The following is a 26,775-nucleotide window of genomic DNA, read 5'->3' as shown; positions in this document are numbered from 1 at the left end:
GACCCGCAGCCTCCTCCGCCAACTGCGGAGGCGTTCCGCCCGCGCCCTGAGCGGCGCGGCCCCTGGCGTGGCCTGTTGGCTGCGCCCCGGGTAGACCGCTCGGGCCGGTTTCCATCGATGACCGCCGTAGACCCAGGAAGACCAGGATGTCGGACACTCAAGCCGCAACTCCCGCTCAGGACGTATTGGACAAGGCCGTTGCCGAGGGCGGCGCCTACGAGGTGCTGCACAAGCGCCTGCTGGAGCAGGGCCAGCGCCTGCGGCAGACCGCCGAAAGGCTCAACGCCAGTCGCCTGGAGGAGTTCGGCGACAGCCAGATGGATGTGATCGGCCGGGTCCGCATCCGTACCGAGAACAACTGCATCGCCCGCGATATCGTCCAGGTCGGCGATTGCCTGCTGTTCGGCTACAACGTGTTCATCGGCCTGCGCAAGGAAACCGGCGTGGCCGACGTGTTCTCCCTCTACCGCCTGGTGGAGGGCAGCGAAGGCTACGAGGCGGAGCCTGTGCCACTGGGGGACAGCTTTCTCGCCGCGCCGGGCTTCGTCAACGACTTCAACGAGCTTTACACCTACTACAAGAACACCCGCCTGCTGCAACTGGCGATCCGCGACGGCAAGCTGCTGGCCAGCTTCCAGATCGGCGAGCGGATCACCGATATCCGCGTGTTCCGCTGGTCGATCTCCAGCGACGGCAGCGAAGTCCGCTACATCGACAACCGCGGCGAGCGCGACATCGCCTTGCCGGCACCGTTCGACTTCGAATGGCAGCGGGCTACCCGCGAGATGGTGGTGGAGGGCCGCTTCCCGCACCTGAACATCCTCGACACCCTGTTCGTCGAGACCATTGGCGGCGACCTGACCATCAAGGTCGAGAACAACACCGAGGTCGGCCTGGGCATCTATCGCGAAGAGGTGATGGACAAGACCCAGTCGCTGGACGACGCGCAGGTTGAGTTCGCCCGCCTCGGCAGCCTGCTGCTGCTCAAGGTCCTGCCCTATCGCGAGGAGCAGTGGCGCTACCTGGTGTTCAACAGCCTGACCGGCAAGGTCGAGCGCATCGACGCCATCGGCCTGGCCTGCATCCAGTTGCCGGAGGACCACGGGATCATCTTCCCCGGCGGCTACTACCTGCAGAACGGCGAGTACCGCACCTTCGAGCAATCCATGGAAGGCATGCGCTTCAAGCGCTCGGTACGCTCGCCCAACGGCGAGGACGTGCAGTACGTTTTCTACCATCCCGAGCAGGGGCGGAACGTGCTGCTCACCTACAACCTGATCAACCGCCAGTTGCAGAATCCGCTGTTCGGCCACGGCTACGCGCGCCTGGAGGACGGACGCATGGTGATCTTCGCCGCCGAAGGCGAGGACCCGACCCGCATCCATCCGATGCAGGTCTGGCAGACGCCGTTCTGCACCGAGGAGTACGCGGCCCGCCAACCGGCGCGTAGCGGTTTCCTCGGGCGGATCGGCAATGCCGAGCTGGTGCGCGGCGTCTCCGACCTCTACGACCTGTGCCGGGAGATCGAGACTCCGGCGGTTTCGATCCAGCGCTACTCGCTGCTGTGCCAGAACACCCAGCGCCTGTTCGACATCTACCATTGGCTCGGCAGCGACCAACTGGACGGCTTGGCGCCGCTGTTGCGCGAAGTGGCGGCGACCGCCGAGCTGGTGCTCGACGAGTACGAGAAGGTCGAGAGTATCCGCCGCCAGTCGGCCCAGGCGATGGTCGACGCGGAGGAGCGGCACAAGGCGCTGCTCTCCGGCTTGCTGCCCGACGGCTGGGACCGGGTGCAGCAGTTCGTCGACGGGCTCAACGGCATCACCGCCCAGCGTGGGTTGCTGCTGACCATCCGCGAGTACCGCTACATCGACGTGGCGCGACTCGACGCCATGGAGGCCGAACTGCTCGCAGCCCATGAGCGGGTGGCCGCCGCCACCGCGACCTTCCTCGCCAGCGAACAGGCTCTGCAGCCCTTGCTGGAGCGCCTGCAGAGCCTCGATGGTGAGGCGCAGAAGGCCGAGACCGTGGCCCAGCTCGGCGAGCCGCTGGCGGCCCTGGAGGCGATGGCCGGCGACCTCGACATGCTGTCCTCGCTGATGGCTTCGCTGCGCATCGACGACGCTACCCAGCGGACCCGGATCATCGAGTCGATCTCGGAGATCTACGCCCGCTTGAACCAGGCCAAGGCGCGCGCCGAGCAGCGGCGCAAGGGACTCGGTTCGAGCGAGACCGTGGCCCAGTTCGGCGCCCAGTTCAAACTGTTCGGCCAGGGCATCACCAACGCCCTGGCCCAGGCCCAGGACCCCGAGCGCTGCGACGAGCAACTGTCGCGCCTGCTGGTGCAACTGGAGGAACTGGAAAGCCAGTTCGGCGACCATGAGCAGTTCCTCGGCGACATCCTGGCCAAGCGCGAGGAGCTGCTGGAAACCTTCGAGGCGCACAAGCAGACCCTGCTCGACGAGCGCCAGCGCAAGGCCCAGGGACTGCTCGACGCCGCCCGGCGAATCCTCGACAGCCTGCAACGACGCACCGCGCGCTTCACCCAGGCGGAGGAACTGAACGCGTTCTTCGCCGCCGACCCGCTGATCCTCAAGTTGCGCGAACTGGCCGAACGTCTTCGCGAATTGAAGGACAGCGTCAAGGCCGACGACGTCGAGGCGCGCCTGAAGGCCGCGCGCGACCAGGCGGTCCGCGCATTGCGCGACAAGAGCGAGCTGTTCGAGGAGGGCGGCGACGTCATCCGCCTGGGCCCGCGCCACCGCTTCAGCGTCAACACCCAGGAACTCGACCTGACCCTGATGCCGCGCGGCGACGCGCTGTACCTGCACCTGACCGGCACCGATTTCCTCGAACCGCTGCAGGACCCGCGGCTCGATGAGTTGCGCGAGTTCTGGCAGGTGAACCTGGAGTCCGAATCGGAGACGCTGTACCGCGCCGAATATCTCGCCGGCGAAGTGCTCGCCGCCGCCGACGCGGGCCGCGATGGCTTCAGCCTGGAGCGCTTGCAGGCGCTGCTGGCGCAGCCGGACGAGCTGGCGCGGGCGATCCGCGATTTCGCCGCGCCGCGCTACAAGGAGGGCTACGAGAAAGGTATTCACGACCACGATGCGGCGGCGATCCTGGTTCGCCTGCTGCCATTGCGCGAGAGTGCCGGACTGCTGCGTTACGCGCCTTCGGCTAGGGCCTTCGCCAGCCTGTTCTGGAGCCGCCGGCGCGAGGAGCGGGAAGTCGCCGGCTGGCCCGAGCGGGCACGCAGCAGCCGCAGCATCCAGCAGATGTTCGGTCGCGACGACGGCCTGCTCGCCCTTCGCTGCGAAGTGGCCGCGGCGATGCGTGCGCTGCTCGCCGAACAGCCCATCGCGCTGAATCCGCAGCATATCGACGAGGCGGCCGAGTACCTGGTCTGGGAATTGTCCGCCGAACGTCCCGAGTTCACCTTCAGCAAATATGCCCGGCAATTGCAGGAAGGACTCAAGCTGCGCCTGCAAGGCGCACGTCTATGGGACGACTACCAGCAGACCCTGGAACGCCTCGGCGAGCGGCCCGCCGCCCAGTGGGAGCTGGCCGGCAACTGGCTGCGCGGACTATGCGGCGACGCCGAGTTCCAGCCTCTGGCGGCCTACCTGGACGAGGCGGTGGCGCTCTCGTTGCTGGACGAGGAGATGCCACGACGGATCACCGAGGTCGACCTGCGCTTCCAGGTCGACGGCCTGATGGGCGAGCATCCGCGCATCGTCGAGCGCGGCCTGGCGCTGGCGGTGGACGACTTCTTCGGCCGCCTGCGTCGCCATCGCCAGCAGTTCCTGCCGGGGCTGCGGCGCTACCAGGCGCTGCGCCAGGAGATCGTCGAACGCGAGCGCGAGGCATTGCGCCTGGCCGAGTTCAAGCCGCGACCGCTGTCCTCGTTCGTTCGCAACAAACTGATCAATGACGTCTACCTGGGTGTCATCGGCGACAACCTGGCCAAGCAGATGGGGACGGTGGGCGAGAACAAGCGCACCGACCTGATGGGACTGCTGATGCTGATCTCCCCGCCAGGCTACGGCAAGACCACCCTGATGGAGTACGTGGCGCACCGCCTGGGGCTGATCTTCATGAAGATCAACGGTCCTGCCCTCGGCCACGAGGTGCGCTCGCTCGACCCCGGGCAGGCGCCGGACGCGACTTCGCGGCAGGAACTGGAGAAGCTCAACCTGGCGCTAGAGATGGGCAACAACGTGATGCTCTATGTCGACGACATCCAGCACACCCATCCGGAGTTCCTGCAGAAGTTCATCTCCCTCTGCGACGGCACGCGCCGGGTGGAAGGGGTGTGGAAGGGCCGCACCAAGACCTACGACATGCGCGGGCGGAAGTTCTGCGTGGTGATGGCGGGCAACCCCTACACCGAGTCCGGCGAGGTCTTCCGCATTCCCGACATGCTCGCCAACCGCGCCGACATCTACAACCTCGGCGACACCCTCAGCGGCATGCAGGAGGCGTTCTCCCTCAGCTACATCGAGAACGCCCTGACCTCCAACCCGGTTCTCGCGCCGCTGGCCACCCGCGACATGGCCGACGTCTATCGCTTCGTCGCCAAGGCCGAGGGCAAGCCGTTCTCCAGCAACGAACTGGCCCACGGCTACAGCGGCGCCGAGATCAACGAGATCAGCAGCACGCTGCAACGCCTCATGCAGGTGCGCGACGTGGTGCTCAAGGTCAACCAGCAGTACATCGCCAGTGCCGCCCAGGCCGACCAGTACCGCAGCGAGCCGCCGTTCAAGCTGCAGGGCAGCTACCGCAACATGAACAAGATGGCGGAGAAGATCTCCGCGGTGATGAACGACGCCGAGCTGCTGCAACTGATCGCCGACCACTACCAGGGCGAGTCGCAGCTGCTGACCACCGGAGCTGAGGAGAACCTGCTGAAGCTCGCCGAACTGCGCGGCAACCAGAGCCCCGAGCAGGCCGAGCGCTGGGCGCAGATCAAGCGTGACTTCCTGCGCAACAAGTCCATGGGCGGCAGCGACGCCGACGTCGGCGGACGGCTGGTGGCGCAGCTCAACGACCTTGTGGAAAGCGTCCGTGGCCTGGCTCGCGAACCCCAGCCGGTACAACCTGCGCCCTGGGACGAGTTGTTGGCTGGATTGCGCCAGCTCGGCCAGGCTGCGCCGGCGCTGAACGTCGAGGTGACGGCGCCTGCGCAACCGGGCGTGCAGCAGGTGCTGGAGAGCCTTGCCGCCTGCCTGCAGGACAGTTTCCTGCCGCTGATCAAGGTGATGGACCGCAAGATCGACGTCGACCTGCGCACGCACAACCGTATCAACGAGATATCCAGCCGCCTCGACGAACTGGGCCGGTTGCTTGGCGGCGAGCAGAGGCCGCTGGAGAACGATCAACCCTGAGGACACGAGGAGCGGGAAATGGACTTCGACGGATTGGACCGCCAGTTGCGCGACAGCCTGGCCGATCTGAAGCTGAGCAACGAGGAGCGGGACGAACTGCGCCAACTGGGCAGCGAGCTGGCGCCCGACCAGGTGCGTTTCCTGCGCAACCGTGCCTTCGACCTGGTGCGTGAGCTGGTCCTCGTGGAGGAACAGGGCGAACGGATAGCCGCCCTGAAGTGGCTGGAGCAGGTGGTGCGCACCCTGGAGGTTACCGCGGCGGCGCCGCGCAGCCGCGCCAGCGCCTATTTCAGTCCCGGCGAGGAGTGTCGGCGGAAGATCCGCGAACTGTGCCGGCAGGCCAGGCAGAGCCTGGACATCTGCGTGTTCACCATCTCCGACGACCAGCTCAGTGCGGAAATCCTGGCCTGCCATCGGCGCGGCGTTCCGGTGCGGATCATCAGCGACGATGACAAGCAGTTCGACGAAGGCAGCGACATCCATGCGCTGCGCGAGGCCGGCGTACCGCTGCGAATCGACGACAGTCCCTTCCACATGCACCACAAGTTTGCCCTGGTGGATGGCGCCTGGCTGCTCAACGGCAGTTTCAACTGGACCCGCAGCGCCAGCGTCAACAACGAAGAGAACCTGCTGGTAACCGACGACGCCGTGCTGATCGGCGCCTATCGGCGCGAGTTCGAGGAACTCTGGGGCCGCTACGCCCCGCGCTGAGCGGCAGCGACGCGAGAAAGGCAGGGCAGGTGGTCGGCCGGCGGACCGCACGCGGGCGGGTTTCAGGTTAGACTTGCGCCCTTTCGCTTCCCACGCCGGTATTCCCATGGCCCTGCAATCCACGCCCTATAAAGCCGATATTTCCCTCACCGACCTGGACCGCGGGGTCTACGAGACGTTGCGCCTGACCGTGGCCCGGCACCCCTCCGAGACCGAGGAGCGCCTGGCCGTGCGGTTGCTGGCCTACGTGCTGTGGTACGGCGAGCAGATCGCCTTCGGGCGTGGCCTGTCGGACGTGGACGAACCGGCGCTCTGGGAAAAGAGCCTGGACGGCCGGGTCCTGCACTGGATCGAGGTCGGCCAGCCGGACGCCGAGCGCATCACCTGGTGCTCGCGCCGCTGCGAGCGCTTCAGCCTGCTCGCCTATGGCAACCTGCGGGTCTGGCAGACCAAGGTGTTGGACAGCGTGCGCAGCCTGAAGAACATCAACGTCGCGGCAGTGCCCCAGGAACCCTTGGAGAGCCTGTCCCGCGACCTGCCGCGTTCGATCAACTGGACCGTGATGATCAGCGAGGGCACCCTGTTTGTCACCGACGAGAACGGCCAGCACGAGTTGCAGCTGGAGTGGCTGCAGGGCGAGCGTTGATCGCCGCCGCCGTTTCCTTCCGTCGAGCCGAACGAGTGACCTGATGCGTATCGAACCCCGTCCCCTGCCCGAAACCCTGCCCGATCTCGGCGACCTTCCGCCGTTGCTGGCACGCCTGTACGCGGCTCGTGGCGTGCGTTGCGCCGAGGAGCTGGACAAGGGCCTGGCGCGGCTGATTCCCTACCAGCAGCTGAAAGGCATCGAGGAGGGCGTGGCGCTGCTGGTGGACGCCCTGGAGGGCGGCCAGCGGATTCTCATCGTCGGCGACTTCGACGCCGACGGCGCCACCGCCAGCAGCGTCGGCGTGCTGGCCCTGCGCATGCTCGGCGCGGCCTGGGTCGATTACCTGGTGCCGAACCGCTTCGAGTACGGCTACGGCCTGACCCCGGAGATCGTCGGCGTGGCCCTGGAGAAGCGTCCCGACCTGCTGGTGACGGTGGACAACGGCATCTCCAGCGTGGACGGCGTCCAGGCGGCGAAAACCGCGGGGCTCAAGGTGCTGGTCACCGACCACCACCTGCCTGGCCCGGAACTGCCGGCGGCGGATGCGATCATCAACCCCAACCAGCCGGGCTGCGAATTCCCCAGCAAGGCCATGGCCGGGGTCGGGGTGATCTTCTATGTGATGCTGGCGTTGCGGGCGCGCCTGCGCGAGCTGGACTGGTTCGCCCGGCGCGGGCTGAAGGAACCGAACCTCGCCGAGCTGCTCGACCTGGTGGCGCTGGGCAGCGTCGCCGATGTGGTGCCGCTCGATGCCAACAACCGCATCCTGGTCCACCAGGGGCTCGCGCGCATCCGCGCCGGCCGTGCCCGGCCGGGCTTGCGTGCGCTGCTGGAGGTGGCCGGGCGGCCTCCGGTGCGGATCACCTCCACCGACCTGGGTTTTATCCTCGGTCCGCGCCTGAACGCGGCGGGTCGGCTCGACGACATGTCCCTCGGCATCGAATGCCTGCTCTGCGACGACGAAGCGCTGGCCCGCGATATGGCGGTGCAGCTCGACCAGTTGAACCAGGACCGCAAGGCCATCGAGCAGGGTATGCAGCGCGAGGCGCTGGCACAGCTCAAGGAACTGAGCCTGGAGCAGCTGCCGTTCGGCTTGTGCCTGTTCGACGCCGACTGGCACCAGGGCGTGATCGGAATCCTCGCTTCGCGCCTGAAGGAGCGTTACCACCGGCCGACCATCGCCTTCGCCGATGCCGGCGACGGTAGCCTGAAAGGCTCGGCACGGTCGATTCCCGGCTTCCACATCCGCGACGCGCTGGACGCGGTAGCCGCCCGTCATCCTGGGCTGATCAGCAAGTTCGGCGGCCACGCGATGGCTGCCGGACTATCGTTGCCACAGGAAAACTTCGGCGCTTTCTCCGCCGCCTTCGATGCCGAAGTGCGTCGCCAGCTGGCCGAGGAGGATCTGGCCGGACGCCTGCTCTCCGATGGCCAGTTGAGCATCCAGGAGTTCCACCTGGAGCTGGCGCGCGCGTTGCGCCAGGCCGGCCCCTGGGGCCAGCACTTTCCCGAGCCGATGTTCCACGGGGTGTTCCAGTTGGTGCAGCAGCGGATCGTCGGCGAGCGTCACCTGAAGCTGGTGCTGAAAAGCGAATGCGGCTCGCTGCAACTGGATGGCATTGCCTTCAACATCGACCGCGAGCAGTGGCCCAACCCCACCGTGCGCTGGGCCGAACTGGCCTACAAGCTCGACGTCAACGAATTCCGCGGCCAGGAAAGCGTGCAGTTGATGATCGTCCACATGGCTCCTCGCTGAACGCGCCACGGGGCCCACGGGCAACCTAGCTGCCACCTGCTTTTCTGTTAGCTATTCCAGCGAAAACATACAGATTTCCGGCGAAATCAAGGCTACCTGCCAGTTCTGGCAGGTTTGGCCGCGGGTTCTTTTTGGTACACGAAAGCACCGTCGAAAACGGGACCGAGCCAGGGGAGTGCAGTTCCTTCTACCCGAAGGACTGATACGGCTGTTCCGATCAGCCCACAAGGCGGCGGTAAGCGTCGGCCGAGTACTTCGGCCTGAAAAAACCAGGAGAACTGAACAAGATGAAGAAGGTTTCTACGCTTGACCTGTTGTTCGTTGCGATCATGGGTGTTTCGCCGGCCGCTTTTGCCGCCGACCTGATCGACGTGTCCAAACTCCCCAGCAAGGCTGCCCAGGGCGCGCCCGGCCCGGTCACCTTGCAAGCCGCGGTCGGTGCCGGCGGTGCCGACGAACTGAAAGCGATCCGCAGCACGACCCTGCCCAGCGGCAAGCAGGTCACCCGCTACGAGCAATTCCACAACGGCGTGCGGGTGGTCGGCGAAGCCATCACCGAAGTCAAGGGGCCCGGCAAGAGCGTGGCGGCGCAGCGCAGCGGCCATTTCGTCGCCAACATCGCCGCCGACCTGCCGGGCAGCACCATCGCGACGGTCTCCGCCGAGCAGGTGCTGGCCCAGGCCAAGAGCCTGAAGGCCCAGGGCCGCAAGACCGAGAACGACAAGGTGGAGCTGGTGATCCGTCTGGGCGAGAACAACATCGCCCAACTGGTCTACAACGTCTCCTACCTGATCCCCGGCGAGGGACTGTCGCGGCCGCATTTCGTCATCGACGCCAAGACCGGCGAAGTGCTCGACCAGTGGGAAGGCCTGGCCCACGCCGAGGCGGGCGGCCCCGGCGGCAACCAGAAGATCGGCAAGTACACCTACGGTAGCGACTACGGTCCGCTGATCGTCAACGACCGCTGCGAGATGGACGACGGCAACGTCATCACCGTCGACATGAACGGCAGCACCGACGACAGCAAGACCACGCCGTTCCGCTTCGCCTGCCCGACCAACACCTACAAGCAGGTCAACGGCGCCTATTCGCCGCTGAACGACGCGCATTTCTTCGGCGGCGTGGTGTTCAAACTGTACCGGGACTGGTTCGGCACCAGCCCGCTGACCCACAAGCTGTACATGAAGGTGCACTACGGGCGCAGCGTGGAGAACGCCTACTGGGACGGCACGGCGATGCTCTTCGGCGACGGCGCCACCATGTTCTATCCGCTGGTGTCGCTGGACGTGGCGGCCCACGAGGTCAGCCACGGCTTCACCGAGCAGAACTCCGGGCTGATCTACCGCGGGCAGTCAGGCGGAATGAACGAAGCGTTCTCCGACATGGCCGGCGAGGCTGCCGAGTTCTACATGCGCGGCAAGAACGACTTCCTGATCGGCTACGACATCAAGAAGGGCAGCGGTGCGCTGCGCTACATGGACCAGCCCAGCCGCGACGGGCGATCCATCGACAACGCGTCGCAGTACTACAACGGCATCGACGTGCACCACTCCAGCGGCGTGTACAACCGTGCGTTCTACCTGTTGGCCAACTCGCCGGGCTGGGATACCCGCAAGGCCTTCGAGGTGTTCGTCGACGCCAACCGCTACTACTGGACCGCCACCAGCAACTACAACAGCGGCGCCTGCGGGGTGATTCGCTCGGCGCAGAACCGCAACTACTCGGCGGCTGACGTCACCCGGGCGTTCAGCACCGTCGGCGTGACCTGCCCGAGCGCGTTGTAAGCTCGGTGGTTCCGGCCGGCACTCCAGGAAGGAATGCCGGTCGGGGTCGCTCAAGCCGTCTTCCGCCAGGAGGGCGGCTGCTTTATGTCGCTTAGGCCGTTGGCCTCCGCGAACCCGGTCTAAAGTTCAGGTGTGAGCATTTATTCCAAGACCGACCGGGAGTCCTGCCATGAGTCTGCTGTTCGAGCCTCTTAGCCTGCGTCAAATCACCTTGCCCAACCGCATCGCCGTATCGCCCATGTGCCAGTATTCGGCGCAGGAGGGCCTGGCCAACGACTGGCATCTCGTGCACCTGGGCAGCCGCGCGGTGGGTGGCGCCGGCCTGGTGATAGTCGAAGCCACCGCGGTGTTGCCCGAGGGGCGCATCACCGCTGACGACCTCGGCATCTGGAGCGACGCGCATGTCGAGCCGTTGCATCGCATCACCCGTTTCATCGAGTCCCAGGGCGCGGTCGCCGGGGTTCAGCTGGCCCACGCCGGGCGCAAGGCGAGTACCTGGCGGCCGTGGCTGGGCAAGCACGGCAGCGTGCCGATCGGCGACGGCGGCTGGATACCGGTGGCGCCGTCGGCGATCCCGTTCGATCCCCAGCACACGACCCCCGAGGCCCTGAGCGAGGCGCAGATCGAGGCGCTGGTGCAGGCCTTCGTACGCGCCGCCGAGCGCTCCCTGGCTGCCGGCTTCAAGATCGTCGAGGTGCATGCGGCCCACGGCTACCTGTTGCATCAGTTCCTCTCGCCGCTGTCGAACCAGCGTCGCGACCAGTACGGCGGCTGCTTCGAGAACCGCATCCGCCTGCTTCTGCAGGTCACCGCCGCGGTGCGCAAGGCCTGGCCGGAAGAGTTGCCGCTATTCGTGCGGCTGTCCGCCACCGACTGGGTGGAGGATGGCTGGAACCCCGACGAGACCGTGGAACTGGCCCGGCGCCTGAAGGACCTGGGCGTGGACCTGATCGACGTGTCTTCCGGCGGTACCGCGGCGAATGCGGAAATCCCGGTAGGGCCGGGCTACCAGACCGAGTTCGCCGAACGGGTGAAGAAGGAAGCCGGCATCGCCAGCGGTACGGTGGGCATGATCACCGAGCCGGTGCAGGCCGAGCATATCCTGCGTACCGGCCAGGCCGACCTGATCCTGCTTGCCCGTGAACTGCTGCGCGATCCGTACTGGCCGTTGCACGCCGCCGACGAACTGCGCAACGAGCAGATGCCCTGGCCGCCGCAGTATCTGCGAGCCGCTCATCGCAGCACGCCGCCGCGCAAATCCCTGGAAATGCAGTGAGCCGTCGGGGCCGTCGGCGCGGCGCTGGCGGCCCACCTGGTGGAAACCTTTGCCGACCTTGGCGGTCTGCCTGGCATCAGGAAATCAACCTGAGCGTTTCGTGGGAGATATTGCGTAATGGCAATATGATGTTATTCTCCCGCGACGTTCGCTCCGGACCGCACTTCGAGAAAGGATGCTCGCATGCACGCCAACGCCGGTTCTCCCCACGCCTCCCTGCCTGACAGCGATGTCGCCCTGCTGGCCAATATCCTGGTCCTGGCGACACGCAACATGAACAACATGACCACCATGCTGGCGCACCTTTCGGTGGAGCTCAGCCAGAGCGAAGAGCCACGCCTGCAACGGGTCGGTCATCGGGTCCTGAACGAACTCTCGGAGCTGGGGGCCGCCCTGGAGACCCAGTGGGACCTGATCGGCGCGCTGTCGCGTTTCTCGCCCCTGCTCGAACGTACCCTGCCGCGCCAGGAGCCCCTGGTCACCGAGATCCACCTCACCGAGCTGCCCGGGTGATCTCCGCGCTCCGCAGATCCTGACGCTGCGGAGGCGGGAATCCATAGGCTCAGAGCCGCCAGTCGAGGCTCAGAGTGAGGGTGCGTGGGTCGCCCCAGTAGACACCGTTATAGAAGCCGACATTGTCGTAGTACTTCTTGTCGAGCAGGTTATCCACATTCAGCGAGGCCGTCAGGTGCGAGTCGATGTCGTAGCGGGCCATGAGCTTGAACAGCGCGTAGGAATCCTGCCGGATCGGTGTGGGGCGGGTGATGAGCTTGCCGTTCCGGTCCACCCCCACCGGACGCCGTCCGGTACGGAAGATGTCGCTCTGCCAACTGATGCCGCCGCCGACGGTCAGGTTGCGCCACTCGCCTGGCAGGCGATAGGTGCTGGACAGGCGCATCAGGTTCAGCGGCTGATTGGTGTTGAGGCGCTGCTTCTCGCCATTGCGTGAGTGGGTGTAGGTATAGCTGGCATTGATGTTCCAGTCGGGCAGCAGCGCTCCGCCCAGTTCCATCTCGAAGCCTTGTATGACGTTGCCCTTACCGCCGGATTTGTAGAACGACTCGCCGGTGGCCGGATCCTGCGGGATCGAATCGTCTATTTCGGCCAGATTGTCCTGCTTGCTGCGGAACACCGCGCTGGAAAGGTTCAGGCGTCCGTCCGCCGGTGCGGCCTTGAAACCCAGTTCGTAGTGCTTGCCAATGACCGGATCGAGATAGCGACGGTTCACGTCGCGGACGTTCTGTGGCCTGAAGATATTGGTATAGCTGGCATACAGCGTCAGTTCCGGAGTCAGGTCGTAGAGCAGTCCGGCGTAGGGTGTCCACTGGTCGTTCTGGGTCTGGCTGCTGCGATCGCGCTGCGCGAGGGTGTAGTCGTCGGTGTAGGTCATTTCCGACTGTTCGGATTTCCAGCTGCCGTAGCGACCGCCGAGGACGGCATGGAGGTCGTCACGCAAGGCCAGGCGAGTGGCCAGGTAGCCGGCCTTCTGGCGGGTTTGGCTTTTGTAGGCAGGCAGGTCGGAAACCGTATCGGAAAACTTCGGTATACCGCTCATGTCGCGCCAGTTCGGTATCGTGGCGTAGTCGGGAGGCAACGCGGCATCGCGGGTCAAGGGGTCGCTGCTGCGATACTGCGCCTTGCCATAGCCGATCATCAGTTCATGTGTTTGGCCGAAGAGCGGATAGGGGCCGTTCAGGTTGAGGTCGAAGTCCTCCATTCGGTTGTCGCCGATGAAATGGCTGTACCAGGCGCTCATGCCGGTGCCGTCGGCGGCGGGGTAGCCAGAGCCGCCGTAGTAGGTCTTGCCGTCGGTATGGTCGTGCCGGTGGGTATAGGCGCCCTTGAGTTTCCAGCCTCGACCCAGCTCCTGATCGAGCGTGACGAAGGTGGTCCGGCTCTCCACTGGCCAGGAACTCCAGGGCGCGCTCAGGTTCGCCGAGCGCGGCAGGCGAGCCTTGCTGCCGTCGACGTTCCAGTAGGGCAGGGTGCCCCAGGTTGAGCCCTGTACGTGTTTGTTCTGGTAGTCGAAGCCGACCGCCAGCAGGGTATCGTCGGTCAGATCTGCCTCGAGTACCCCATAAGCCACCTCGCGCTGCTGCGCATAGTGGTCGCGGATCGACTGGCTATCCCGGTAAGCCAGCACGCCGCGTCCGCGCAGGCGTCCCTCCAGGCCCAGGGGGCCGCCCGCATCGAGGTAGCTGTAGTAGTTGTCGTAGCTGCCGCCGCTGACACCGGCCTTGGCCTGCAGGACCTGAGTGGGGCGCTTGCGCACCATATTCACCGTCGCCGAAGGGTTGCCCGCTCCGGTGGTCAGACCGGTGGCGCCACGAACCACTTCGATGCGGTCGTAGATGATGGTATCGCTGTCCGGCTTCAGGCGGGAGAAGGTGTTGAGCATGCCGTCGTATTGGAAGTTCTCGATCGAGTAGCCGCGCGCGGTGTAGCCCACCCGCTCGGAGTCGAGGCGCTGGACGACGACTCCGGGGCTTTGCTGCAGGGCCTCGGAGAGCGTGCCCAGCTTGAAGTCATCCATCTGTTGGCGGGTTACCACCGAGACCGATTGCGGCGTTTCCCGGATCGTCAGCGGCAGGCGGGTGGCGGTGCTCATGGCACCGGTGGTGTAGGCGCCGGTACCTTCGGTCCGCGTCCCCAGGTTTTCGGCGAGGACTTCCGTGCTGTCCAGTTCCAGGGGGGCATGCTCCGACTCGGCGGCCGCGGCTGATGGTTGCGAACTCAGCAGCGTGCCGCAAAGGCCGAGGGCAAGGGGCATGGCGCGGGCAGGAACGAAAGGCATGGGGTGACTCCTTGTCGTCAGTGGAGGGGGCTCCATTAGACGACCGAGTCGGTATGGCTTGGAAGATAATGATAATCATTATTGTATGTATCAGTATTTTCCTACAATGACGTAGGCGCTCCCGCTATCCGTGGACGACGAGTTCAGTGGGGGGGGCAAAGCGCTCCGTCTTCGATCAGTCCGCCGAGAGGTGCTCTAGGTAGCAGGCGATGATGTCCACCGACAGCTTGAGGCGGGTTTCCAGCAGCGCCATGGTCGGCTTGAAGTCGGCCACGCTGAGGGCCTTGAGGAACAGGTCGGCCTTGAGCATCTCGAGAAACTGGCAGGCCACCGCGTAGAGCGTTTCCTCGTCCATGTGGGGAGCAACCGCGGCCAGTCGCTCGCTGAGCAGCAGATAGCTCTGCTGCGGCCCCTGCTCGTAGAAAGACTTGCCGATCGCCGGAAACCGCGGGGATTCCGCCACCACCAGGCGATAGAGGCTCTGGCAGCGGGGATCGAGCAGGCTGGTGAGAAAGCGCCGGCCGAAATGCTCGAGGGTGGCGCTCAGCGTGGCGGCGGGGCGCGGCTGATCGGCGCTGTCGTCGAAGATTTCCTCGATCATGTGGGCGATCACCGCGGCGAACAGGCCCTCCTTGCCGCCGAAGGAGCTGTACAGGGTTCCCCGTGAACCACCGGCCCGTTCTATCACCATGTCCAGGGTGGTGCCTTCGAAACCGTGTTCGAGAAAGGCCTGGGTGGCGGCGTCGAGCATGGCGCGGCGGCGTTGCCTGCCGCGTTCGGTCAGACGGGGGGAAGCATCGTTCATGGGCGGTATCGGGCCTCGCGGGGGGCGGTCGGAAGGTGCGCATGGTGGGCCGTTGGGACGGTCTGTTCAAGCCTCCAGGCGGTTTGCTGAGAGCGTTTCTCGTTAGGGTTGACGCTGGTCATTTGAGAACTGTATCGTACAGTACTGTTTTGGCAAGCACTTCCGCTCATTCCTCCGCCTTGCCTCCCCGCAGGAGTCCCCCCATGAATGCCCCCGCTAAGAGCCTGTTGGATATCGATGCCTTTCCCCTGGTCCAGGTCCGCGAGATGCCCCGCGAGCTGGCCGATGTCGAGCGCTGGTTGGAGGAGGTCGAGGCGCTGCTGGCCGTCGAGCGCGATTTCGCCCTGGTCTATCCGCCGCTCCCGCAGGAAGAAGCTGAAGGCGACCAGCAGGCGCGCAAGCGCCTGGTGTTGTGGCTCAAGGAAAATCGCCAGCGCTTCGTCGAGCATTGCCGGGGCATCCTGCTCAGTGCCAACGGCCAGCCGGACAACCTCGCCGACCTGCAGCAACTGGCGCCGGTGCTGCAGGCCGTCTACGGCCCGCCGGTGAGCGTGGCGCCGGACCTGGCGTCCGCCCGCGGCATGGCGAAGGCGCTGCTGAGCGGGCCGGCGACGGGGATGAACTGGTGACGCCGCCATGTCCCTGAACGCTCCGCGCAACAAACCGTCCCGCACCGAGACCGAAGCTGTCGCTGCCACCTCGGGACGATCCGCCGTCGGTCGGCGGGATTACACCGAGCAGCTGCGCCGGGCAGCCCGGCGCAATGCCTGGGACCTCTACGGCGAGCACTTCTACTGAGTGGGCGTGCCGGATTGCCATTGGTGCGGGCGATGGAACACATCGTTTGATTCCTGGGCTCTTTACCTCAAGTTAACTTGAGCTATCAGAATCCGCGCAGAGCGTCTGACGATCTTGCCGGGCGCCACTCCATGCCCGGAGGCAACGATGGATAGCCCGTCCACTCCCGCTCGTCCGCACCCCCAGGCCAGCCCGCGATGGCTGGCAGTTGCCAATGTGATCTTCGCCGGCATCGCCGCTGCCCTGCATGTCGGCAAGGCGACCATCGCCCTGCCGTCGCTGCAACGGAGCTTCGGCGGCGACCTCGCCGAGCTGAGCTGGATCATGTCCGCCTTTCCGTTCGTCGGCGTATTCGGCGGCATCGCCGCCGGCCTCCTGGTGCGTCGCTGGGGAGATCGCCGGCTGCTGACCGGTGGACTGGCGATTCTCGGCGGGGCGAGCCTGCTTGGTGCGTCGATGCAGGACTTCGCCTGGTTGCTTGCCACTCGCTTCGTCGAGGGGCTCGGTTTCCTCATCGTGGTGGTGGCGGCGCCCGCCGTGTTGCACAGGATCACCAGCGAGACGCGGCGCAGCGTGGTGTTCGGTCTGTGGAGCACCTTCATGGCAGGCGGAATCGCCCTCTCGATGCTGTTCGGGCCGCTGCTCGCGGACTGGCGCGCCGACTGGCAACTGAGCGCACTGCTGGTGCTCGTCGCGGCGCTGCTGCTGCCGCTCAGCGTCCCTGCCGACGATGTGCGCAGGACGGCAGGCGTAAGGTCGGCCGGTCTTGGCACGTTGCTCAAGGTTCCGGCGATCACCCTGCTGGCGCTCGGCTTCACCACCTACAACCTGCAGTTCTTCGCCCTGATGACGTTCCTCCCCGTGTTCCTCATGCAGCGCCTGGGAGTCGCCCTGGAGACTGCAGGACTCATCGGCGCGGCCATCGTCGCGGCGAACGCCCTGGGCAATGTCGCGGCGGGCTTCATCCTTTCCCGCGGCATACGTCCCGGCGCCTTGCTGGCGAGCACCGCGATCCTGATGGGACTCACCGGTGCGGCGTTCTTCCAGGCCGCGACGCCGGGGCCCCTGGCGATTGCGCTGGGATTCGTCTTCTCGGCGGTCGCCGGCCTGCTCCCCACCACCGTGCTGGCGACCGCGCCGCTGGCCTCGCCCGCGCCTTCGCTGACGCCACTGGCCATCGGCTGGGTAATGCAGGGCAACTACCTGGGACAGGTGATCGGCCCCTTGCTGATCGGCCTGATCGTCAGCCGTTTCGGCTGGTCGGGCGCGATCGGCCTGATGCTGGTCGCGGGCGCGGCGGGGGCCGTCCTGGGGTTCTGTCTGCTGCGTACGCTGGACGGCCTGCCTCGCGCCATTGCCACGGGTTCCGCGGCTCGCCCTGCGGATTAGAGGAGAAACCGGCTTCGTGCAGGGCGGATAGACGAGCGACTATTCGTCCTGCGCATTGGTTCGGCACTGGCGGCCAGAGCCCGCCGCCGTCCCCTGGCTCAGTCGTCGCGGGTGAGCACTTCCAGCAGTTCGATCTCGAACAGCAGGTTGGAGTGGGGCTTGATGTGCGCGCCGACCTGCCGTTCGCCGTAGGCCAGGTGGGAAGGGACGAACAGCCGTCGCTTGCCGCCGACCTTCATGCCCATCAGGCCCTGGTCCCAACCCTTGATCACTCGTCCGGTGCCGATCACGCACTGGAATGGCCGGCCGCGCTCGTAGGAGGAGTCGAACAGCGTGCCGTCTTCCAGGGTGCCCTTGTACTGGGTGGTGATCAGCGCACCCTTCACCACTTCCTTGCCGTCGCCCAGGAGGAGGTCTTCGATCTGCAGTCGGTCGTTCATGGGGCGGTACCTGCGCGGTTTGCGGAAAGCCGCGATTCTGCCAGCAAGCGCGCCGCCTGTCGTCGAGACGACGGACCAGGGCATTGCCAGGCGGTCCGCGGCACGGGCATCATGCCCGCGCCTTTCCGCCGGGAAGGCTACCGCGTTCCGCGATGTCGCGCGCATCGCGGCTGGACACATATCTCAGGGATCATACGAGAACATATCCGCATGCAAAGACTGTCGCGTATCGGCCGCAACACCCTCGCCGTCTCCGTTTCCACCTTGCTCCTCAGCGCCTGCAACCAGGGCGACGATGCGCCGAAGCCTGCGGCGGTCGCGCCGCAACCGGCCGCACCGAGCATGGCTGCACTGAGCATCCCGCTATGCCTCAACGGCCAGTGCGCGGTGATCGACCAGGACGCCAAGCTGCTCGTGCCGTTCGACAACGACTACGACAATATCGTCGCCAGCGCCTACCAGGGCACCCTGATGGCGGCGCGCGAGGAGCGCTGGAACCTGATCCAGGCGAAGGACGGCAAGGTGTTGCGCGACGATATCGGCGAAGCCCTGTCGCTGCTCACCCCCAACCTCTATGGCTTCGTCCGCGATGGCAAGTACGGTGTGGTCGACGGCCAGGGCAAGGAAGTCCAGGCACCGCGTTTCGACGACATCTACCCCAACAGCGCCAACGAGTTCATCATCTACGAGATCGACGGCAAGCGCGGCATCCTCGATGCCAAGGGCAAGCAGCTCACCGAGGCGCTCTACGACACCACCCTGGTCAACGGCAGCGTCGCCGAACACGGCGGGCTGATCAGCGCCGAGCGTGGCGAGGAGAAGTGGATCATCAACCTCGCCACCGGCGAACAGAAGGCCGTGGCCTACGAGAGCCTGGGCGACCTCCACGACGGCGTGATGACCGCCGGCATCATCGGCGAGGGCTATCAGCTGGTGGATGCCAAGGGCGACGCGGTCGGTGACGGCAAGAGGTACGACTACCTGGGTACCCCGGCCAACGGCCTGGTGGCGTTCCGCGAGAAGTACGACAGCCCCTGTGGCTACCTCGACTACCAGGGCAAGGTAGCGATCGCCGCCCAGTTCGCCGGTTGCGGCGCCTTCGGCAAGCAGGGCGGGATGGCCCAGCAGCGCGTGGAAGATGGCTCGTCGGGCAAGTACGGCCTGATCGATCGCAGCGGCGCCTGGAAGGTGCAGCCGCAGTACGATTCGGCCGACAGCGCCGGCCTCACCGCGCTCGGCTACACCGTCGACGTGCCCGGCCTGGCTGCCGTCGGCGTGAGCACCGGCCTGTTCAGCGCCGACTTCGGTATCTTCAACCTCGACGAAGGCAGCGAGTGGGTGAAGCCGGGTTATGCGCAGATCGGCGCGCTGGGCAACGACCTGTTCGTCGTGGCGAAGAAGGGCGGGCCGCAGAAGACCGTCAGCTTCATGGGTTCGGAAAGCCAGGTGCCGGTGGTGGGCCTGATGGACCGCAGCGGCAAGATGCTGCTGGAGCCGGGCGAACTGATCAGTATCCAGTCTGCGTATGACGGTCGTTTCCTGGAAGGTCTCGACGGTATGGACAACGCTGCCCACACCGTGTTGCTCGATCGCCAGGGACGCACGCTGGTTCCGGCGCTCTGGCAGAAGCTGGAGGTGAATCCGCAGCAGGGTTACATCCTGGGCTACGAAGTCAGCGGCACTGGCGACGAGGCGACGGAAACCCTGCGCGCACTGTACGACCTGAACGGCAAGCCGCGCTTCACCGTGGCCACCACCGATTGCGGCGCCGAGCAGTTGCTCGACGGCAATGGCAAGGCGATCTGGCCGCAGGACCCGACCCCGTATTGCCAGTCGGACGACGAGCAGGACGACGAAGGCGAGCCGGAGCAGGAGCCGGCGCCTGCCGAAGAGAGCGAGGAAACCAGCGAGAGCTGAGTTCCCCGCGCGCGTCCGTCCCTTGCGGCGGGCGCGCGGTTCCGCTGTTTCGCCGTGGCTGGTGGCCACGGTCTCCCCTCACTGGCGGTGCCAGAAGTCCGAATACTCCTCGAACGGGTAGCGCTCGCCGTCGTAGCGCAACGTGCGCTTCACCGTGCGCAAGGGTTTGCCGTTCTCCGTTTCGCCGTCGCTGACCCGCGAGGTGATGACCAGGTCGGCAAAGCCGTTGGAGCGTCCGCGGCCGAGTTCCAGGGTCAGCTGCGAGACTTCCTGTTCGAACCCGGGCTCGGCGGAGCAGACCGAGCCTTTCAGCGTTCTCCACTGGTCCAGGTAGGTATTGAGCACCGGCCGCAGCTTGCCTTCGCCGGCCGGCACCACCAGGGTCAGCAGGTTGTCGAAGCCGGCTTCCGGACAACTGGCGCCACGCGCCACGCTATGGAACACCACGCCGAAGGCGCGCACCGTCGGGCTCAGGCGGTAGCGCGCGGTGTCCAGCCAGAGGCTGTCGCTGCCGACGGCGACGGACGCGTCTTCTTCGAAGTCGCTGTCGTAGCGTTCGAGCAGCCTGCCGCTGCGGCTGTCGGCCCTGGCCAATAGCAGATGCGGGTGGCGTTCGCCTTCCACGGCGGTGTCGCCCGGATCCAGGTAGGCCATGGCGATCACCGTCTGCGTGGGGTCGTCCGGCCAGGGCTTGCAGGCTACGGCGGGAAACGGCCCGGGCGTGTCGTAGGAGGGGGCGACCCAGCCGCTGTGGCCGAGTTGCCTGGCCACGGCGTCGAGCAGATGGGGCGCGCAGGGTTGCGCTTCACGCGCCTGGACCTGGCTGGCAAGTCCCAGCAGCAGTAGGCAGGCCCGGGCGAAGAGCTGGCGGTTACGGTCCATGTCGAAGCTGTCCCTGGTGGGGCCGGTGCGGGATGTGCCGGTGCTGTCGGACATTCTAGCGCTTGCGCCGACGCCGCGCGTTCAGCGCACATCCACCGCCAGGCGTGCCTTGGCGAGCGTGTCCGGGCTCACCTCCAGGCTCAGGCTGCTGATTTCCACGCCACTGCGGCCGAGCAGTTCGAACCAGTTGAGCAGGTCGGCGAGTTGGCCTTCCAGGCTGAGGTTCATCCGCCCGCTGCCTTCGCTGTCCATGCGTTCCACGTTCAGTCGCGCTTCCGCGCTGCTGCGTGCCAGCAATCCGGGCAGGGTCGCGGCGTCGGTGCGTGGGCCGTCCTCCGTGTCGCCCGGCAGGCGCTGGAGGTCGGCGTGCAGGCGCAGCTCGTCCTGATAGTGTCGTTCGGCGTCGAGCAGGGCCTGGCGCTGTGGCTGCCAGAGCAGAACCCAGACCAGGACCAGGCCGAGGAACAGGCTCATGCCGAGCAGCGCCCGGCGTTCGCGGGGAGGTAGGCGCAGCCAGCGGGCCTGCAGTGACGGGGGGATACGGGGCATGGTTCAGTCCTTTATCTGCAGGCGGGCGCTGACGCCTTCGACGTCGCGCACCGAGGAGTCGGCCTGCACGTCCAGGCCCTGGCGGGTCAGGCCTTCGCGCAAGCGTTCGAGATCGGCGAAGGCCGGCGCGCCGACCTGCAGGCTCCAGCCCTCGCCGGCCTGGTAGTCGAGCCGGCGGACCGTGGCGGTGGCACCGCCGCCGGCGCTCCAGTCGTTCGCCAGGCGGTCCAGGCGGCGAGCCAGGTCGACCGGCAACTGGCCGTCCTCGCGCAGGCGCGACTGCACTTGGCGGGCGAGATCGACGACGCGGCCTTCGTTGGGGAAGTGTTGCTGCCAGAGTGCCAGGTTCTCTTGACGGAGTTCCGTGCTGCGCTGTTCCAGCAGCAAGCGGTGAGCGATGTCCTGGCCCAACTGCGCCGCGCAGGCGACTATTGCCAGCAGGGCCAGGAGCGGCCAGCGGATGCGTTTCGCGCTGCGTGCGGCGAAGGTTTCCTGGCACAGGTCGATGGCGTGTTGCGTACCCTCGGCGAGCAGTGGCCAGGGGCTTTCCTCGCTACGCCGCAAGCCTTGCGGTAGCAGGCTTTCGAGGTCTTCCAGATGGGCGTCGTCCAAGGCCAGCCGCTGGCTGCTGCCGGCGGCGACCAGCCAGCGACCGGCGCAGCGCAGGGCCAGCGGCGGGTCACCCGGCAGGCAGTCGGCATCGACGTGGATCCGCCGTGGCTGCAGGCGTGCCGCCGCCAGTTGCGCGAGACGTTCGCGTAGCCAGTCTGCGCGCACGGCGAACAGGCGGCAGAAGCGCCCGTCGCGCAGGCCGCTGCGCGCCAGGTGCAGCTCGTCGAGATCCTCCAGCAGGCGCTCCTCCAGCGCCGAGTGGAGTGCCTGGCGCAGCCAGCGGCCGCTGCGGGCCGGCACCTCGACCTCGTGGTGGCTGGTGGCTTCGGCCGGCAGCAACAGGACCAGTTCGGCGCCAGCCAGTTCGCCGGCGGCCTGCTCGAGGTTGCCGTGGCGGACGTCGCCGTCGGCGCGCCACCAGGTCAGCGGCGCGTCGTCGGCGGTGGAGGTGAGGTAGAGCCAGGCTTGCACGGTGGTTACTCCGGAAAGGGAAGATCGGGCGCCGCAAGTTGCCGGCGCAGGACCCGCACCAGGCCGTCACTGCGGGTTTGCAGGTCGCTGACCAGGCGCAGCTGGCGCTCGCCCAGTTGGACGTCGAGCACGGCGCGGAAGCGTTCGCTGGCCACGGTGAGGCCGTACTGCTCGACCTCGCGGCCGGAAAGCAGCGGCTGTTCGATAAAGGCCTGCACGCTGGGATAGCCGTCGGCCGGGCGTGCTTGCACCAGGGCCTGGGCGATGCCCAGGTCGAGACCTTCGAGACAGGCCAGTTGCTCGGCCGGCGCGGTGTTCAGGTTGAGGCCGGCGTCGCCGCTCGTCGCGAGCCACGGACGCAGCCGGCGCATGCTGGCGGGGTCGAGGGTTTCCAGGCGCCAGAGCTCGCTGGTGTCGGCGAACGGCAGCGGCTTGCCGTCGTGGCCGAGCGGCGCCGCTAGCCGTGCCGGATCGTGCGGGGCCAGGCCGAGCAGGGCCAGCAGGCGTTGGTAGCGGGCGCGGCTGATACGGTCGCGGCCGTTGCGCAGGCGGTCGAGGTTGAAGCGCGCGCCGAGGTCTTCCAGGCGGATGCGAATGCGCCCGCCTTCGATCTCGAATTCATGCACGCCCTGGGCCCAGCGCTGGCCCAGGTGTACGCGGGTCAGGCCGTCCTTGTCGCGGAGATCGGCGAGCAGTTGCTGGCGCGCCCAGGCCTCGCCGCTCAGGGCCAATTGCCAGAGCTGCTGCTGGGCGAACTGGTTGGCGCTGCTGGCCAGGTTCAGGCGTTGGCGGGCGAGCATGTCGCTGACGATCAGGGTGACCAGGGCAGTGATCAGCAGCACGCTGATCAGGGCCACTCCGCGCTGGCGGCGGGACTCACTCATCGTCGCGCACCTGGCTGCCGGGCAGCAGGATGACCCGGCGCAGGCCGGGATAGCCGGGCGCGTCGAACTCGATGTCGATCGCCTGCGGCAAGCTCAGCGCCGCGCCCAGGGCGGGCCAGGCGGGATGCGGCTGGCCTTGCGCATCGACATAGCTCAGGCGCTTCAGGGTGACGCCTTCGAGCAGGCGCTGGCTGTGGGAGGCGGTCACGCTCTGGTCGCGGTCGGGGGGGCTGCGGTACTCGCGGACCCAGGCGTCGTCCTGCCAGCGATAGGCGACTTCCAGCACTTCGCTGCGCGGTTGCGCCAGCGGATTGCTCCAGCCACCGCGCACCAGGCGCAGGCCATCGGCGCGACCGATCAGAGCCTGGCGGCGGCTCGGGTCGTCGCTCAGCGGCTGGCCGATGGCTTGCGTCAGGTCGCGCTCGAAGATGCCCAGGGCGCGTTGCAACTGGCGCAGCTGGCGGTCGTGATGGTCGATGCGCTGCTCGCTGTGCAGCACGCGTTCCAGCAGTTGGTAGCAGGCCAGGCCGAGCAGGCTGAACAGGGCCATGGCGATCAGCACTTCGAGCAGGGTGAAGCCGCGCTGGTTCATGGCTGCGCCGCGACGAAGCCGACCAGCACCGCGCGCCGTATGGGGTGCGCTCCGCTGAGCGAGACCTCGACGCTGACCTTGCGCAGGCGTGGGTCGGGCGCGGCCTCGACGTTGCAGGCCAGCAGCCAGTCGCGGCCGCCGAAGGCGAGGGTTTCCTGGCTGCGGCCGTTGTCGAGCGGGCGCATGCCGGCACGCAACTCGTTGAGCCGGTTGTCCGCCAGCCATTGGGCGAGACTGCGCTCGGTCAGCCCGGCGCTGTTGCCGGCGATGTGCTGGGCGGCGCTGTAGAGCGCGACCGAGAGGATGGCGAAGATGGCCAGGGCGACCATCACCTCGAGCAGGGTGAATCCCCGTTGCCGCCGGATTTCACAGGGCTTCAACGCGGACCTCCTCGAGACCGTCGCTGGACAGCGCATACAGCGGCTTCTGGCGATACTCCAGACGCAATGTGAAGGGCGTGACTTCGTCGTTGGACAACACCAGCAACTGCGGGGCGCGGTTTTGCCGCGCGCGGCCGAGCGTGGCGCCGTTTTCGCCAATCTGCAGGTCCAGGCGCAGGCTGTCCGGCAGCGTCTGCGGCCGGTAGCCGGGCGCCAGCCGCCACTCGCCATCGAAGTCGAGTACCTGTACCGAGTAACCCTGCTGGTCGATGCGCAGGCCATAGTCACGCTGGCTGAGCATGGCGTCCTGGCGCAACAGCCCGACCAGGCTGCGCAGGCGTTCGGTTTCGCGCCGTGCCTGCTGGCCGCCGCCGTCGACCTGGGTGACACCGACCAGCCCGGCGAGCAGGCCGATCAGCAGGATCACCACCAGCACTTCGAGCAGGGTGAAGCCCCGCTGCCCGGCTCGTTGCGTGAGGCCGCGCGGATGCATGTCAGAGGGGCCAGTTGCCGATGTCGGCGTTCAGCCCCTCGCCGCCGCTGCGACCGTCGGCGCCGTAGGAGAGCAGGTCGTAGGCGTTGCCCTGGCTGCCGGGCACGATGTACTGGTAGGGATTGCCCCAGGGATCGACCGGCAGGCGCTTGAGGTAGCCGTCGGGGTTCCAGTTGCGTGCCGGCGGGGCGCCCGACGGCTTGCTGACCAGCGCCTCGAGACCCTGCTGGGTGCTCGGGTAGCCGTGGTTGTCGAGCTTGTAGATGTCCAGGGCCATGGCGATGGCCTTGATGTCGCTCTGCGCGGCGGTGACCTTGGCCTGGTCCGGACGGCTCATGATCTGTGGCACCACCAGCGCGGCGAGTACGCCGAGGATGACCACGACCACCATGATTTCGATCAGGGTGAAACCCCGTTGCTTGAATTGCGTGCGCATGCGCGTTCCTGCCTTTCAGGTGATGAGTTGGTTGAGACTGAGGATGGGCATCAGGATCGCCAGCACGATGAGCAGCACGCTGGCGCCCATGAATACCAGCATCGCCGGCTCGAACAGGCCGACCAGCATGGCGATGCGGTTCGCCAGTTGGGCCTCCTGCTGGCGTGCGGCGCGGTCGAGCATGGCGTCCAGCTCGCCGGAGCGTTCACCGCTGGCGATCATGTAGAGCATCATCGGCGGGAAGTGCCCGCTCTGCTCCAGCGCCCGGGTCAGGCCGCCACCTTCGCGCACGGCGCGGGAGACGTCTTTCAGACCGGTCCGAATCTGCTGGTTGGCGACTACCTCGGCGGCGATTTCCAGGGCGTCCACCAGCGGCACGCCGCTGCGTCCGAGGATCGCCAGGGTGCTGACGAAGCGTGTGCAGTTGCTGGCGCGAATCACTCGCCCGAGCAACGGCAAGCGCAACTGGAAACGGTGCCAGCGCAGGCGCAACTCGGGTTTGCGCAGGGCCGCGCGGGCGCCGCCGGCCAGGAAGCCGCCGCACAGCAGGAGGAACAGCCCGTAGTCGCGCAGCAGGTTGCTCATGGCGATCAGCCCGCGGGTCAGCGCGGGCAGTTCCTGGCCGCTGTCGATGAACACCTTGACCACGTCCGGCACCACGAAGCCGAGCAGGAAGCCGACGATGCCGAAGGCCGCCAGCAGGAGGATGCTCGGGTAGAGCATCGCCAGCTGGATCTGCTGGCGCGCGGCCTGGCGCGCCTCGGTGTAGTCGGCCAGTTGCAGGAGCACCTGGCCGAGGTGCCCGGCGCGTTCGCCAGCGGCCACCGTGGCCCGGTACAGCGCCGGGAAGGCGCGCGGGAATTCGCCCATGGCGCGGGCCAGGCTGTGACCTTCCAGGACCCGCGAGCGGATCGCCAGGAGCATGCTCTGCTGGCTGCGCTTCTCGCCTTGCGCGGCGACCGCCGCGAGGACTTCCTCCAGCGGTAGGGCGGCCTGCACCAGAGTGGCGAGCTGGCGGGTCAGCATGGCCAGTTCGGCGGCGCCCAGGCCGCGCCCGGAGGGCGCGGCCAATCCCTGGCCCTGGGCGCGACCGCCGCGCGCGGGCTTGACTTGCAAGGGAATCAGGTTGCGTTCGCGCAGCAACTGGCGCGCCTGGCGCAGGCTGTCGGCTTCCTGGACGCCGCGGCTGCGGCGTCCGGAACTGCACATGGCGAGGTATTCGTAGGCGGCCATGGTTTCAGTCCTCCTGGGTCACGCGCAGCAGTTCTTCGACGCTGGTGACGCCCTGCAGCACTTTCTCGCGACCGTCGGCGAACAGGCTGTGGCCATGCTGGCGGGCGTAGCGGGCGAGTTCCGCCTCGCCGGCGCCTTCATGGACCCGCTGGCGCAGGCCCTCGTCGAACAGCACCAGTTCGTAGATTCCCTGGCGGCCACGGTAGCCGCTGTGCTGGCAGGCCGGGCAGCCCTGCGGGTGGAACAGCGTGGGCGGTGCCAGCGGATCGAGGTCGAGGCGTTCGCAGGTGCCGCCGTCGGCCGGCGCCGGTCGCCTGCACTGCGGGCAGAGCACGCGCACCAGGCGCTGGGCGAGCACGCCGAGCAGCGAGGTGCAGAGCAGGAACGGCTCGACGCCCATGTCCACCAGGCGGGTGACCGCGCCCACCGCGCTGTTGGTGTGCAAGGTGGAGAGCACCAGGTGACCGGTCAGCGAGGCCTGCACGGCGATCTCGGCGGTCTCGCGGTCGCGGATCTCGCCGACCATCACCACGTCCG

At 66.9% G+C, this 26,775-nt stretch carries 24 protein-coding genes; 11 read left to right on the top strand and 13 right to left on the bottom strand.

Annotation, left to right across the window (positions count from 1 at the left end):
* The first annotated feature begins 146 nt into the window (after positions 1-146).
* The 7 genes from HMPREF2886_RS26555 (at position 147) to HMPREF2886_RS26525 (ending at position 12,076) form a co-directional block, all read left to right on the top strand.
* Positions 147-5,387 (top strand): DNA repair ATPase, encoded by a 5,241-nt coding sequence (locus HMPREF2886_RS26555; RefSeq protein ID WP_070748692.1) that lies wholly within the window; start codon positions 147-149, stop codon positions 5,385-5,387.
* Between the two features lie 18 nt (positions 5,388-5,405).
* Positions 5,406-6,098, top strand: coding sequence for a phospholipase D-like domain-containing protein (locus HMPREF2886_RS26550; RefSeq protein WP_003092598.1), 693 nt, complete (start codon positions 5,406-5,408; stop codon positions 6,096-6,098).
* A 106-nt stretch (positions 6,099-6,204) separates the two neighbouring features.
* Entirely contained in the window at positions 6,205-6,744 is a 540-nt protein-coding gene (locus HMPREF2886_RS26545; RefSeq protein WP_003092594.1) for a YaeQ family protein, read from the top strand.
* Positions 6,745-6,787: 43 nt separating this feature from the next.
* Positions 6,788-8,503 (top strand): single-stranded-DNA-specific exonuclease RecJ, encoded by a 1,716-nt coding sequence (gene recJ / locus HMPREF2886_RS26540; protein WP_070748690.1) that lies wholly within the window; start codon positions 6,788-6,790, stop codon positions 8,501-8,503.
* A gap of 287 nt (positions 8,504-8,790) precedes the next feature.
* Positions 8,791-10,287 (top strand): M4 family elastase LasB, encoded by a 1,497-nt coding sequence (gene lasB, locus HMPREF2886_RS26535; protein WP_033969866.1) that lies wholly within the window; start codon positions 8,791-8,793, stop codon positions 10,285-10,287.
* A 169-nt stretch (positions 10,288-10,456) separates the two neighbouring features.
* Positions 10,457-11,563 (top strand): NADH:flavin oxidoreductase/NADH oxidase, encoded by a 1,107-nt coding sequence (locus tag HMPREF2886_RS26530; RefSeq protein ID WP_039027535.1) that lies wholly within the window; start codon positions 10,457-10,459, stop codon positions 11,561-11,563.
* Between the two features lie 183 nt (positions 11,564-11,746).
* Positions 11,747-12,076: a hypothetical protein gene (locus HMPREF2886_RS26525; RefSeq protein ID WP_039027536.1), complete on the top strand. Its 330-nt coding sequence runs from the start codon at positions 11,747-11,749 to the stop codon at positions 12,074-12,076.
* Positions 12,077-12,125: 49 nt separating this feature from the next.
* Here the strand turns inward: HMPREF2886_RS26525 and HMPREF2886_RS26520 are convergent, their stop codons facing one another.
* Together HMPREF2886_RS26520 and nalC are read right to left on the bottom strand one after the other, a co-directional pair.
* Positions 12,126-14,357 (bottom strand): TonB-dependent siderophore receptor, encoded by a 2,232-nt coding sequence (locus tag HMPREF2886_RS26520; RefSeq protein ID WP_070748688.1) that lies wholly within the window; start codon positions 14,355-14,357, stop codon positions 12,126-12,128.
* A gap of 175 nt (positions 14,358-14,532) precedes the next feature.
* Positions 14,533-15,162: an efflux system transcriptional repressor NalC gene (gene nalC / locus HMPREF2886_RS26515; RefSeq protein ID WP_039027538.1), complete on the bottom strand. Its 630-nt coding sequence runs from the start codon at positions 15,160-15,162 to the stop codon at positions 14,533-14,535.
* Between the two features lie 203 nt (positions 15,163-15,365).
* Here nalC and HMPREF2886_RS26510 point away from each other — a divergent pair, with 203 nt between their 5' ends.
* The 3 genes from HMPREF2886_RS26510 (at position 15,366) to HMPREF2886_RS26500 (ending at position 17,349) form a co-directional block, all read left to right on the top strand.
* Entirely contained in the window at positions 15,366-15,791 is a 426-nt protein-coding gene (locus HMPREF2886_RS26510) for a hypothetical protein (protein WP_003143203.1), read from the top strand.
* 7 nt (positions 15,792-15,798) lie between these two features.
* Positions 15,799-15,960: a MexR antirepressor ArmR gene (armR, locus tag HMPREF2886_RS26505; protein WP_033969859.1), complete on the top strand. Its 162-nt coding sequence runs from the start codon at positions 15,799-15,801 to the stop codon at positions 15,958-15,960.
* 147 nt (positions 15,961-16,107) lie between these two features.
* Entirely contained in the window at positions 16,108-17,349 is a 1,242-nt protein-coding gene (locus tag HMPREF2886_RS26500) for an MFS transporter (RefSeq protein WP_070748686.1), read from the top strand.
* 98 nt (positions 17,350-17,447) lie between these two features.
* Here the strand turns inward: HMPREF2886_RS26500 and HMPREF2886_RS26495 are convergent, their stop codons facing one another.
* On the bottom strand, positions 17,448-17,789 hold the full coding sequence (locus tag HMPREF2886_RS26495) for an FKBP-type peptidyl-prolyl cis-trans isomerase (RefSeq protein WP_003092567.1): 342 nt from the start codon (positions 17,787-17,789) through the stop codon (positions 17,448-17,450).
* 210 nt (positions 17,790-17,999) lie between these two features.
* Between HMPREF2886_RS26495 and HMPREF2886_RS26490 the strand changes: the two genes are divergently transcribed.
* Positions 18,000-19,706, top strand: a complete 1,707-nt coding sequence (locus HMPREF2886_RS26490; protein WP_033975722.1) for a WG repeat-containing protein — start codon at positions 18,000-18,002, stop codon at positions 19,704-19,706.
* A 78-nt stretch (positions 19,707-19,784) separates the two neighbouring features.
* On the opposite strand, the gene HMPREF2886_RS26485 is transcribed toward HMPREF2886_RS26490, so the two are convergent.
* The 10 genes from HMPREF2886_RS26485 to HMPREF2886_RS26440 form a co-directional block, all read right to left on the bottom strand.
* Positions 19,785-20,588 (bottom strand): PA3715 family protein, encoded by an 804-nt coding sequence (locus tag HMPREF2886_RS26485; RefSeq protein ID WP_058016895.1) that lies wholly within the window; start codon positions 20,586-20,588, stop codon positions 19,785-19,787.
* 81 nt (positions 20,589-20,669) lie between these two features.
* Positions 20,670-21,137 carry a type II secretion system protein GspM gene (gene gspM / locus HMPREF2886_RS26480; protein WP_033969854.1) on the bottom strand — a complete coding sequence of 156 codons (468 nt, stop codon included), beginning with the start codon at positions 21,135-21,137 and terminating at the stop codon, positions 20,670-20,672.
* Between the two features lie 3 nt (positions 21,138-21,140).
* On the bottom strand, positions 21,141-22,220 hold the full coding sequence (gene gspL / locus HMPREF2886_RS26475) for a type II secretion system protein GspL (protein WP_033969853.1): 1,080 nt from the start codon (positions 22,218-22,220) through the stop codon (positions 21,141-21,143).
* Between the two features lie 5 nt (positions 22,221-22,225).
* The gene (gene gspK / locus HMPREF2886_RS26470) at positions 22,226-23,104 is read right to left on the bottom strand and encodes a type II secretion system minor pseudopilin GspK (RefSeq protein WP_033969849.1); all 879 of its coding nucleotides are present in this window, start codon (positions 23,102-23,104) and stop codon (positions 22,226-22,228) included.
* Entirely contained in the window at positions 23,097-23,696 is a 600-nt protein-coding gene (gspJ, locus tag HMPREF2886_RS26465) for a type II secretion system minor pseudopilin GspJ (protein ID WP_033969847.1), read from the bottom strand. The genes gspK and gspJ overlap by 8 nt, the downstream gene beginning before the upstream one ends.
* On the bottom strand, positions 23,693-24,076 hold the full coding sequence (gspI, locus tag HMPREF2886_RS26460; protein ID WP_230964757.1) for a type II secretion system minor pseudopilin GspI: 384 nt from the start codon (positions 24,074-24,076) through the stop codon (positions 23,693-23,695). The genes gspJ and gspI overlap by 4 nt, the downstream gene beginning before the upstream one ends.
* The gene (gene gspH, locus HMPREF2886_RS26455; RefSeq protein WP_070748684.1) at positions 24,063-24,569 is read right to left on the bottom strand and encodes a type II secretion system minor pseudopilin GspH; all 507 of its coding nucleotides are present in this window, start codon (positions 24,567-24,569) and stop codon (positions 24,063-24,065) included. Before gspH ends, gspI begins: the two co-directional genes overlap by 14 nt.
* A gap of 1 nt (position 24,570) precedes the next feature.
* On the bottom strand, positions 24,571-25,005 hold the full coding sequence (gene gspG, locus HMPREF2886_RS26450) for a type II secretion system major pseudopilin GspG (RefSeq protein WP_033969842.1): 435 nt from the start codon (positions 25,003-25,005) through the stop codon (positions 24,571-24,573).
* 15 nt (positions 25,006-25,020) lie between these two features.
* Positions 25,021-26,238 (bottom strand): type II secretion system inner membrane protein GspF, encoded by a 1,218-nt coding sequence (gene gspF / locus HMPREF2886_RS26445; RefSeq protein ID WP_039027544.1) that lies wholly within the window; start codon positions 26,236-26,238, stop codon positions 25,021-25,023.
* 4 nt (positions 26,239-26,242) lie between these two features.
* Positions 26,243-26,775 (bottom strand): GspE/PulE family protein (locus tag HMPREF2886_RS26440; protein ID WP_168172032.1); only part of this gene is annotated, 533 nt, incomplete at its 5' end.

The sequence above is a fragment of the Pseudomonas sp. HMSC066A08 genome (assembly GCF_001813025.1).
Lineage (GTDB): Bacteria > Pseudomonadota > Gammaproteobacteria > Pseudomonadales > Pseudomonadaceae > Pseudomonas > Pseudomonas aeruginosa.
The sequence above is the reverse complement of the archived record's forward strand: the minus strand, read 5'-3'. Positions and strand labels throughout refer to the sequence as shown.

What these genes read in the sequence shown, in the direction of transcription:
- HMPREF2886_RS26555 (WP_070748692.1), top strand. Translation starts at nt 147, where the DNA reads ATGTCGGACACTCAAGCCGCAACTCCCGCTCAGGACGTATTGGACAAG.
- HMPREF2886_RS26550 (WP_003092598.1), top strand. Translation starts at nt 5,406, where the DNA reads ATGGACTTCGACGGATTGGACCGCCAGTTGCGCGACAGCCTGGCCGAT.
- HMPREF2886_RS26545 (WP_003092594.1), top strand. Translation starts at nt 6,205, where the DNA reads ATGGCCCTGCAATCCACGCCCTATAAAGCCGATATTTCCCTCACCGAC.
- recJ (WP_070748690.1), top strand. Translation starts at nt 6,788, where the DNA reads ATGCGTATCGAACCCCGTCCCCTGCCCGAAACCCTGCCCGATCTCGGC.
- lasB (WP_033969866.1), top strand. Translation starts at nt 8,791, where the DNA reads ATGAAGAAGGTTTCTACGCTTGACCTGTTGTTCGTTGCGATCATGGGT.
- HMPREF2886_RS26530 (WP_039027535.1), top strand. Translation starts at nt 10,457, where the DNA reads ATGAGTCTGCTGTTCGAGCCTCTTAGCCTGCGTCAAATCACCTTGCCC.
- HMPREF2886_RS26525 (WP_039027536.1), top strand. Translation starts at nt 11,747, where the DNA reads ATGCACGCCAACGCCGGTTCTCCCCACGCCTCCCTGCCTGACAGCGAT.
- HMPREF2886_RS26520 (WP_070748688.1), bottom strand. Translation starts at nt 14,357, where the DNA reads ATGCCTTTCGTTCCTGCCCGCGCCATGCCCCTTGCCCTCGGCCTTTGC.
- nalC (WP_039027538.1), bottom strand. Translation starts at nt 15,162, where the DNA reads ATGAACGATGCTTCCCCCCGTCTGACCGAACGCGGCAGGCAACGCCGC.
- HMPREF2886_RS26510 (WP_003143203.1), top strand. Translation starts at nt 15,366, where the DNA reads ATGAATGCCCCCGCTAAGAGCCTGTTGGATATCGATGCCTTTCCCCTG.
- armR (WP_033969859.1), top strand. Translation starts at nt 15,799, where the DNA reads ATGTCCCTGAACGCTCCGCGCAACAAACCGTCCCGCACCGAGACCGAA.
- HMPREF2886_RS26500 (WP_070748686.1), top strand. Translation starts at nt 16,108, where the DNA reads ATGGATAGCCCGTCCACTCCCGCTCGTCCGCACCCCCAGGCCAGCCCG.
- HMPREF2886_RS26495 (WP_003092567.1), bottom strand. Translation starts at nt 17,789, where the DNA reads ATGAACGACCGACTGCAGATCGAAGACCTCCTCCTGGGCGACGGCAAG.
- HMPREF2886_RS26490 (WP_033975722.1), top strand. Translation starts at nt 18,000, where the DNA reads ATGCAAAGACTGTCGCGTATCGGCCGCAACACCCTCGCCGTCTCCGTT.
- HMPREF2886_RS26485 (WP_058016895.1), bottom strand. Translation starts at nt 20,588, where the DNA reads ATGGACCGTAACCGCCAGCTCTTCGCCCGGGCCTGCCTACTGCTGCTG.
- gspM (WP_033969854.1), bottom strand. Translation starts at nt 21,137, where the DNA reads ATGCCCCGTATCCCCCCGTCACTGCAGGCCCGCTGGCTGCGCCTACCT.
- gspK (WP_033969849.1), bottom strand. Translation starts at nt 23,104, where the DNA reads ATGAGTGAGTCCCGCCGCCAGCGCGGAGTGGCCCTGATCAGCGTGCTG.
- gspJ (WP_033969847.1), bottom strand. Translation starts at nt 23,696, where the DNA reads ATGAACCAGCGCGGCTTCACCCTGCTCGAAGTGCTGATCGCCATGGCC.
- gspH (WP_070748684.1), bottom strand. Translation starts at nt 24,569, where the DNA reads ATGCATCCGCGCGGCCTCACGCAACGAGCCGGGCAGCGGGGCTTCACC.
- gspG (WP_033969842.1), bottom strand. Translation starts at nt 25,005, where the DNA reads ATGCGCACGCAATTCAAGCAACGGGGTTTCACCCTGATCGAAATCATG.
- gspF (WP_039027544.1), bottom strand. Translation starts at nt 26,238, where the DNA reads ATGGCCGCCTACGAATACCTCGCCATGTGCAGTTCCGGACGCCGCAGC.